The organism is Oleiphilus sp. HI0066 (genome assembly GCF_001635725.1).
Genome location: NZ_LWFH01001365.1, coordinates 1 through 1,045, shown reverse-complemented (window position 1 = coordinate 1,045; position 1,045 = coordinate 1). Strand labels below are relative to the sequence as shown.

The 1,045-nt window shown below is 40.5% G+C and carries 2 protein-coding genes; one reads left to right on the top strand and one right to left on the bottom strand.

Translation table 11 applies throughout. The annotated features are described in order from the left end of the window. A partial coding sequence (locus tag A3738_RS32100) for a hypothetical protein (RefSeq protein WP_231876715.1) occupies window positions 1-215 on the bottom strand: 215 nt, incomplete at its 3' end. A 110-nt stretch (window positions 216-325) separates the two neighbouring features. Here A3738_RS32100 and greB point away from each other — a divergent pair. Next, window positions 326-799, top strand: coding sequence for a transcription elongation factor GreB (gene greB / locus A3738_RS20730; RefSeq protein ID WP_068482957.1), 474 nt, complete (start codon window positions 326-328; stop codon window positions 797-799). Window positions 800-1,045: the final 246 nt, after the last annotated feature.

Here is a 1,045-nt window from a genome sequence, read left to right as displayed (position 1 = left end):
GTGATGGGCAAGATAGTGCCGACAGCTACACTTTGACCAAGTGTTAATTCGTCTGATGATGTTAGCAATAATTGGCGAGTTAATTGTTCGACGTGATGATGCAAAGAGCGCTGCGTTTGCTCTAAATCGCTTGTAAATAGACTGTTTTGCGATGTATTCGCGCATGCACTGAGAAGCAAAGTGAAGATTGCTGCAATATAGGCATATAAGGGCATAATGAAGTGCCTGTATGATCAAGTCGGTTTTTATAAAATAACGAGTTAGTGAAAAAGCAAAGCTAATGCCAAGTTAGTTTTTGCAATATTTAAACAAGAGAGAGTTCTGTTTGGCGACTAATTTAATAACAAAAGAAGGGTATTTGGCTTTAAAAGAAGAGCTAGATTATTTATGGCGAGAAGAAAGACCTGAAGTCACCAAAAAAGTTAATTGGGCGGCTTCTCTGGGCGATCGATCGGAGAATGCAGACTATCAATATAATAAAAAACGTTTGCGTGAGATTGATCGTCGCGTTCGATTTTTGCGAAAGCGCATCGAGGCGCTTCGAGTTGTCGAATACGCTCCAGAACAAGAAGGTAAGGTTTTTTTTGGCGCATGGGTTGTTGTAGATAATGATGACGGGGAAGAAAAAAAGTTTCGCATCGTTGGTGTCGATGAAATTTATGATCGACATGACTATATCTCGATTGATTCTCCAATGGCTCGCGCACTGCTTTCAAAACAAGTTGATGATGAGGTTGACGTACGCACTCCTACTGGCACCAATACTTGGTATGTTGTATCCATTTCTTATCCTAGTTAAGCGTTGACCTCTTATTCTTCCTGACTATTCTTATTGCCGTTGGCCTATATCGAATTTAGGTCTGAGACGTCAGTTCTTATTGATAACTAAATAGAGATGATCTCCATGAGGCGTGGTCTAGGCAAGGTTTCTTTCCCATTTTTGTTTGTATTGATGATGCAACTGTCTTGCGTTGCCGTAGCTGAGCAGGATGATGATTTCGATTGGATTGCTGTGACGCTAGATAATGATCTTTTTGTCAGCAAT